A 7369-nucleotide genomic window follows, 5' to 3' on the forward strand; every position below is an offset into this window, starting at 1 on the left:
CATGACCACCCTGCAGAGCGTCCCTGCCCTCGGGACGCATCCGGCCGCCGGTTCGCACCAGAGCCGCGCCGAGACCCGGGAGCAGCTTTCCAAGGCGACGTACGACCTCCTGGTGATCGGCGGCGGAATCCTGGGCATCTCCACCGCCTGGCATGCCGCGCAGTCGGGCCTGCGGGTGGCCCTGGTGGACGCCGGCGACTTCGCCGGCGCCACCTCCTCCGCCTCCTCCAAGCTGCTGCACGGCGGTCTGCGCTACCTGCAGACCGGCGCCGTGAAGCTGGTGGCGGAGAACCACTTCGAGCGCCGTGCGGTCTCCCGTCAGGTGGCCCCCCACCTGGCGAACCCGCTCACCTTCTACCTGCCGGTGTACAAGGGCGGCCCGCACGGCGCGGCGAAGCTGGGCGCGGGCGTCTTCGCCTACTCGGCGCTCTCCGCCTTCGGTGACGGCGTCGGCCACCTGCTCTCGCCGGCCAAGGCCGCGCAGGACGTGCCGGAGCTGCGCACCGACAACCTGAAGGCCGTCGCGGTCTACGGCGACGACCAGATGAACGACGCCCGCATGGCGCTGATGACGGTCCGCGCGGCCGTCGAGGCGGGCGCCTCCGTCCTCAACCACGCCGAGGTCACCGGCCTGCGCTTCACCAAGGGCCGGGTCACCGGCGCGGAGCTCAAGGACCGCATGAGCGGCGACGAGTTCGGCGTCAACGCCCGTCTGGTCCTGAACGCGACCGGCCCCTGGGTCGACCACCTGCGCAAGATGGAGAACCCCGACGCGGCGCCCTCCATCCGCCTCTCCAAGGGCGCGCACCTGGTCCTCAAGCGCACCGCCCCCTGGAAGGCCGCGCTGGCCACCCCGATCGACAAGTACCGCATCACCTTCGCCCTCCCCTGGGAGGACATGCTGCTGCTCGGCACCACGGACGAGGAGTTCGAGGGCGACCCGGCGGACGTGCGCGTCACGGAGCAGGACACCGCCCAGATCCTGGACGAGGCCGCCTTCTCCATCCGGGACCAGCAGCTGTCGCGGGACCTGATCACGTACTCCTTCGCGGGTCTGCGGGTGCTGCCCGGCGGCCCCGGCGACACCTCGAAGGCCAAGCGCGAGACGGTCGTCACCGAGGGCACCGGCGGCATGCTGTCGGTGGCCGGCGGCAAGTGGACGACGTTCCGTCACATCGGCCGTACGGTGATGAAGAAGCTGGAGGCGCTGCCGGGGCACCCGCTCGGCGACGACTACGAGCCGATCTCCGAGCTGCCGAAGAAGCTGCCGCTGCCCGGCATCGCCAACCCGCGTGCCGTCGCCCACCGCCTCCTGGTCGACGGCCCCGCGCCCGGCCCGCGGATGGCCGCCGACACCGCCAAGCACCTGGCGACGCACTACGGCTCGCTCTCCTTCGACATCGCCCGCCTGGCGAACGAGAACCCGGAGCTGGCCGAGCGCGTCCACCCGGACGCCCCGGAGATCTGGGCCCAGGTCGTCTACGCCCGTGACAACGAGTGGGCCGAGACGGCGGACGACGTGCTGCGCCGCCGTACGACGCTGACGATCCGCGGCCTGGCCACGGACGACGTGCGGAGCAAGGTAGAGGACCTGCTGGGCAAGAAGGCCTGACCCCGGCGGCCGGGGATGTGACACGGGCTCTGAGGGGCGGCTCCCGTCGGGGGCCGCCCCTCGCCCGTGCCCGGCGCTGCGTACGATCACCCGCGTGAGCTCTCCCATGACGTCGCCCTCCGACGCGCTGCCCGTCACCCGTGTCCCCCGCACCGGCCTGCCCGCACACGCGGTGGTCGTCGGCGACCCGGGCCGGGCGGTGGCCGTCGCGGACCTCCTCGCCGACGCCAAGGAGGTGTCGTACCACCGCGAGTACCGCACCTTCACGGGCGGCTGGCAGGGCACGCAGGTCGTCGTCGCCTCGCATGGCGTCGGCGCCCCCGGCGCGCTGCTGCTCTTCCAGGAGCTCGCCGAGGCCGGCGTCACGACCATCCTGCGGCTCGGCACCGCGGGCGCGATCCGGCCGGGGATCCGCGACGGCGACCTCGTCATCGCGGACGCCGCGGTGCGTGACGACGGCGTCACCCAGCAGCTGATCCCCGCCGAGTACCCGGCGTTCTCGGCGCCGGAGGCGGTCCTCGCGCTGCAGCGTGCGGCGCGGGCGGCCGGCGCCCCGCACCACCGGGGCGTGGTGTGGACGCGGGCCGCGTTCCAGCCGGGCTTCCTGCCGCTGCCCGGGGAGGCGTACGCGCGGGCCGGGATCGCCGCGATCGAGATGGAGCTCTCGGCGCTGCTCGTCTTCGCCGCCACGCACGGGCTGACCGCGGGCGGCGCGCTCGTCGTGGACGGCGCCAACGCCGACGAGCTGGTCGACGAGGAGGCCGCCCACGGGACGGGTGCCTACGACCCGCACCGCGACGTGGTCGCCGCCGGGGTCGACCGCGGCGCCCGGATAACCTTGGACGCACTGCGCCTGCTGGCCTCCACCACCCACTGAACGACCCGCGCCGCACGAACGGCCCGCGCCACCCGAACGACCCGCGCGAAAGAACGGAAGCGATGCACCCCACCGACCTGCCGGCCCAGGACCGCGGCGGCTCCATCGACCTGCTGGTGCACGGCGGCGACGTGCTGACCGTCGACGCCGCGGGCACCGTCGTGACGGACGGCGCGGTCGCCGTCCGCGAGGGCCGCGTCGTCGAGGTGGGCCCCGCCGAGCGGCTGCGCACGGCGTACGAGGCGGCCGAGGAGATCGACGCGCGCGGCTGCCTCGTCCTGCCCGGTCTGATCAACACGCACACCCATCTCGCGATGACGCTGCTGCGCGGCATCGCCGACGACGTCACGCTGCAGGGCTTCCTCGCCCGGGTGATCCCGCGCGAGGCCGAGCTGCTCTCCCCCGAGACGGTGACGGCGGGCATCCGCGGCGCGATCGCCGAGTCCGTGCGCGGCGGCGTCACGACCGCGCTGGACATGTACTGGTTCCACGAGGCGGCCGAGGCCGCGGCCCGCGAGGCGGGGTGGCGGCTGCTCACCGGCCCCACCTTCATGGACGTGCCGGGCCCGCCGGACGGGCGCCCCTACGCGGAGCGGCTCGGCTGGGCCACGGCCGACCTGGCCGCCCGCACGCCGGCGCCGGGCACCCGTCCGGTCGTCTTCGCGCACTCCGCGTACACCCTGGCGCCCGAGCAGCTGACGGCGATCGCCGCGCTGGCGCGTGAGCACGGCGCGCTGCTCCACCTGCACGCCGCGGAGAACGCGGGCGAGGTGGCAGTCGTCACCGAGCAGCACGGCATGCGGCCGGTGGAGCTGCTCGACTCGCTGGGGGTGCTCGGTCCGGACACGCTGCTCGCGCACGCCGTCGACCTCACCGACGCGGAGATCGCGACGCTGGCCCGCACGGGCACGGGCGTCGCGCACTGCCCGGTGTCCAACCTGAAGCTGGGCTGCGGCATCGCGCGGGTGCCCGAGCTGCTCGACGCGGGCGTCACGGTGGGCCTCGGCACGGACGGCGCCGTGAGCTCCAACACGCTGGACCTGCTGGGCGCGGTGAAGGTGGCCGCGCTCGTGCACAAGGCGGGCGGCGACCCGACGGCGGTCGGCGCCGAGCAGGCGGTGCGGATGGCGACCGTCGAGTCGGCGCGCGCTCTCGGCCTCGACGACCAGCTGGGGTCCCTGGAGGCGGGCAAGCGCGCGGATCTGATCGTCCTCGATCTGGCGCGGCCGCACCTGGCGCCCCGCCACGACCCGTGGTCGACGCTCGCGTACGCGGCGTCGGCCGCCGATGTCCGGGACACCGTGGTGGACGGCCGCGTCCTGATGCGCGACCGCGCCCTGCTGACCCTCGACGAGCCCGCCGTGCTGCGGGAGCTGACCGCGGCCGCCCGGCAGGAGACGAGCGCGGTATGACCCCGGGCACCGACTTCGAACCGACCCGCGGCTTCACCGGCCGCTCCCGCGCCGCCGACCGCGACCCGCGGCTGCCGCCCGGGCAGTACGACGCGGGCGACACCTGGCCCGTCCTGTCCGCCGAGGTGACGCCGCAACTGGCCGCCGCCGACTGGACGTTCCGGATCGACGGCCTGGTCGCGGCCCCGCGCACCTGGAGCTGGGACGAGGCGCACGCGCTGCCCGCCGCCGAGTACCGGGGCGACATCCACTGCGTGACGAGCTGGTCCAAGTTCGGGGTGCGGTTCGGCGGGGTGAGCCTGGACTCGTTCCTGGTCGAGGCCCGCCCGCTCGCCGCGGCGAGCCACGTCATCGCGTACTCCCACACCGGCTACACCTCGAACCTGCCGCTGACCGATGTGACCGGCGGCAGGGCGTGGATCGTGTGGGAGTACGGCGACGCGCCGCTGCCCGCCGAACACGGCGGCCCGGCCCGGCTGATCGTCCCCCACCTGTACTTCTGGAAGAGCGCCAAGTGGGTCGCGGGGCTGCGCCTCACCGACCGCGAGGAGCCGGGCTTCTGGGAGCAGAACGGCTACCACCACCGGGGCGACCCGTGGGCCGAGGAGCGCTACCGCGGTGACTGACCCCTCGTACACCCCCGGCGCGACGCCGTTCGTGCCGCCGACCGCGTTCGCCGTGCCCGGCCGCATCGACGTGAGCAGCCGCTCGGCGGCCCTGTGGCAGCGGGCCGCCATCGTCGGGGTGCGGCGCGAGACCCCGCGCGCCTCGACGTTCCGGCTGAAGGTGCCCGAGTGGGAGGGTCACGTGCCGGGTCAGCACCTGATGCTGCGGCTCACCGCCGAGGACGGTTACGTCGCCCAGCGGCACTACTCGATCGCCTCCGCGCCGGACGGCGGCGGCGAGATCGAGCTGACCCTCGACCATGTGCGGGACGGCGAGGTGTCGGGGCATCTGCACACCGTGGCGCGCGTCGGCGACACAGTCGAGGTGCGCGGTCCGCTGGCCGGGTTCTTCGCCTGGCCCGGCGACCGTCCCGCGCTGCTGCTCGGGGCCGGCTCGGGCGTGGTGCCGCTGATGTCGATGGTCCGCCACCGCCGTCTCGCGGGGCTCCACGTCCCGCTGCGGCTGATCGTCTCGGCGCGCACGCCGCAGGACCTGATCTACGCGGACGAGTACGGCGACGAGACCACCGTGGTCCTCACCCGCTCCGAAGGCCGCCTGAACGCGGGCCACTTGGCGGGTCTGCTGGACGCGAGCGGGCGGCCCGAGGGCGGCTGGGAGGCGTACATCTGCGGTTCCAACGGGTTCGCGGAGCACGCCTCGCGACTCCTTGTGGACGGCGGCCAGCCGGTGGACCGGATCAGGATCGAGCGCTTCGGCTGACCGGAGCCGCGCCGCGGGCCCATAATCGCCTGACACATCGGATGTCTTTTCGACACTTTCGGCACTTCTGACTGGCGAGGCGAGGTCCCCATGGCTGTCACCGACGAGGCCATCGAGAAGATCAAGGGCATGATCGTCTCGGGCGCCCTGCGCCCCGGCGACCGGCTGCCCAAGGAGAGCGAACTCGCCGCAGGCCTCGGCCTCTCGCGCAACTCGCTGCGCGAGGCGGTGCGCGCCCTGGCGCTGATCCGCATCCTCGACGTACGCCAGGGCGACGGCACGTACGTCACCAGTCTGGACCCCCAACTCCTCCTGGAGGCGCTGAGTTTCGTCGTCGACTTCCACCGCGACGACACGGTCCTGGAGTTCCTCGCGGTGCGCCGCATCCTGGAACCGGCCGCCACGGCGATGGCCTGCGCCCATATCTCCGACGCCGAACTGGACGCGCTGAGCGAGCAGTTGGACGCGCTGGGCGAGGCGCCGTCCGTGGAGGAGCTGGTCGGCTGCGACCTGGAGTTCCACCGGGGCATCGTCCAGTCGTCCGGCAACTCCGTCCTGTGCTCGCTGCTCGACGGCCTCTCCGGCCCCACCACCCGGGCCCGTGTCTGGCGCGGCCTGACCCAGGAGGACGCCGTCAGCCGCACACTGCACGAGCACCGGGCGATCCTCGCCGCCCTGCGGGACCGGGACGCCGAGGCGGCCAGGTCGTGGGCGACGGTGCACATCGCGAGCGTGGAGCAGTGGCTGCGTTCGACGCTGTGAGATCGCTTCGCTCCCGTGTGTGAAGGCCCTGTTTCCCGGCCCCGGAGGTGGGCAGTGATCACGCACTCCCCCACGCAAGGGGGCTGCGGACGGACCCCGTGGACGCCGTAAGGTTGGGGCGTACGCAAGGGAACGTCGGAAGGAGGCCTGGGTGATCGAGCTCGAGGGGGTACCCGAGCTGGTCGACCCGGTCATGGTGGCCGCGTTCGAGGGCTGGAACGACGCCGGCGACGCCGCTTCCGCCGCGGTCGCGCATCTCGACAAGGAGTGGAAGGGCGAGGTGTTCGCGGCGCTCGACGCCGAGGACTACTACGACTTCCAGGTCAACCGCCCGACGGTCTGGCTGGACGGCGGGGTGCGCAAGATCACCTGGCCGACGACCCGGCTCTCGGTGGTCCGCGTCGGCGGCGACAAGCCGCGCGACCTGGTCCTGGTGCGGGGCATCGAGCCGTCGATGCGCTGGCGGTCGTTCTGCAACGAGATCCTCGGCTTCGCGCACGAGCTGGGCGTCGAGCTGGTGGTGATCATGGGTGCGCTGCTCGGCGACACCCCGCACACCCGCCCGGTCCCGGTCAGCGGTGTGACCTCCGACCCGGATCTGGCGCGCACCATGGACCTGGAGGAGACGAAGTACGAGGGTCCGACGGGCATCGTCGGCATCCTCCAGGAGGCGTGCACGCACGCGGGCGTCCCCGCCGTCAGCCTCTGGGCCGCCGTCCCGCACTACGTGTCGCAGCCGCCCAACCCGAAGGCCACGCTCGCGCTGCTCAACCGCCTGGAAGACCTCATCGACCTGCGCATCCCGCTGGGCGAGCTGGCCGAGGACGCGCGCGCCTGGCAGGTGGGCGTGGACCAACTGGCCGCCGAGGACAGCGAGGTCGCGGAGTACGTGCAGTCCCTTGAGGAGGCGCGGGACACCGCGGAGCTCCCGGAGGCGTCGGGCGAGGCCATCGCCCGCGAGTTCGAGCGCTATCTGCGGCGGCGCGACGGCGGGGGCGGCGGCGGTGACGGGGCGGCGTATCTGCGGGACGCCCCCAGCGAACGCACCCGGCCCCCGAAGCCGAAGCCGACACAGCGGCCGGGGCAGGGCGCCGAGGGCGAGAACGACGGCGACGACTCCGGCCCGTCAGGTCCGTCAGGTCCGTCCGGTCCGGCGGATTCCTCGGACGACTGAGGCCAGGCATCGCACAAGAGGGGCGGGCCCCGACCGGGGCGCCCCCCCCCCGGGGGGGGGGGCGGGGCCCCGCCCCCGCCCCCGGGGCCCCCCCAGTACCCCGTGGGCCCCCGCCTGGTACCGGTGGTGTTCAAAACCCAAAAACC

General features: G+C 73.8%; 7 protein-coding genes. All 7 read left to right on the forward strand.

Translation table 11 applies throughout. The annotated features are described in order from the left end of the window. Window position 1 precedes the first annotated feature (1 nt). The 7 genes from ACFYO9_RS29050 to ACFYO9_RS29080 all read left to right on the forward strand — a co-directional run bounded on the left by ACFYO9_RS29050 (window position 2) and on the right by ACFYO9_RS29080 (window position 7223). Window positions 2–1612 carry a glycerol-3-phosphate dehydrogenase/oxidase gene (locus tag ACFYO9_RS29050; RefSeq protein WP_355810263.1) on the forward strand — a complete coding sequence of 537 codons (1611 nt, stop codon included), beginning with the start codon at window positions 2–4 and terminating at the stop codon, window positions 1610–1612. Between the two features lie 106 nt (window positions 1613–1718). Continuing rightward, window positions 1719–2489: a purine-nucleoside phosphorylase gene (locus ACFYO9_RS29055; protein ID WP_355810622.1), complete on the forward strand. Its 771-nt coding sequence runs from the start codon at window positions 1719–1721 to the stop codon at window positions 2487–2489. Between the two features lie 62 nt (window positions 2490–2551). Further along, window positions 2552–3901, forward strand: a complete 1350-nt coding sequence (locus ACFYO9_RS29060) for an amidohydrolase (RefSeq protein WP_358778836.1) — start codon at window positions 2552–2554, stop codon at window positions 3899–3901. Further along, window positions 3898–4527, forward strand: a complete 630-nt coding sequence (locus ACFYO9_RS29065; protein ID WP_358778837.1) for a sulfite oxidase-like oxidoreductase — start codon at window positions 3898–3900, stop codon at window positions 4525–4527. Before ACFYO9_RS29060 ends, ACFYO9_RS29065 begins: the two co-directional genes overlap by 4 nt. Beyond that, window positions 4520–5287 carry a ferredoxin reductase gene (locus ACFYO9_RS29070; protein WP_358778838.1) on the forward strand — a complete coding sequence of 256 codons (768 nt, stop codon included), beginning with the start codon at window positions 4520–4522 and terminating at the stop codon, window positions 5285–5287. Before ACFYO9_RS29065 ends, ACFYO9_RS29070 begins: the two co-directional genes overlap by 8 nt. Before the next feature lie 90 nt (window positions 5288–5377). Next, the gene (locus ACFYO9_RS29075) at window positions 5378–6049 is read left to right on the forward strand and encodes a FadR/GntR family transcriptional regulator (RefSeq protein WP_358778839.1); all 672 of its coding nucleotides are present in this window, start codon (window positions 5378–5380) and stop codon (window positions 6047–6049) included. 151 nt (window positions 6050–6200) lie between these two features. Then, a complete protein-coding gene (locus tag ACFYO9_RS29080) occupies window positions 6201–7223 on the forward strand; it encodes a PAC2 family protein (RefSeq protein WP_358778840.1) in 1023 nt (340 codons plus the stop codon). Window positions 7224–7369: the final 146 nt, after the last annotated feature.

Source organism: Streptomyces sp. NPDC005863, assembly GCF_042871345.1.
Classification (GTDB): domain Bacteria; phylum Actinomycetota; class Actinomycetes; order Streptomycetales; family Streptomycetaceae; genus Streptomyces.

Excerpts from the sequence above, each read along its gene's own strand:
- ACFYO9_RS29050 (WP_355810263.1), top strand. The coding sequence starts at position 2 with ATGACCACCCTGCAGAGCGTCCCTGCCCTCGGGACGCATCCGGCCGCC.
- ACFYO9_RS29055 (WP_355810622.1), top strand. The coding sequence starts at position 1,719 with ATGACGTCGCCCTCCGACGCGCTGCCCGTCACCCGTGTCCCCCGCACC.
- ACFYO9_RS29060 (WP_358778836.1), top strand. The coding sequence starts at position 2,552 with ATGCACCCCACCGACCTGCCGGCCCAGGACCGCGGCGGCTCCATCGAC.
- ACFYO9_RS29065 (WP_358778837.1), top strand. The coding sequence starts at position 3,898 with ATGACCCCGGGCACCGACTTCGAACCGACCCGCGGCTTCACCGGCCGC.
- ACFYO9_RS29075 (WP_358778839.1), top strand. The coding sequence starts at position 5,378 with ATGGCTGTCACCGACGAGGCCATCGAGAAGATCAAGGGCATGATCGTC.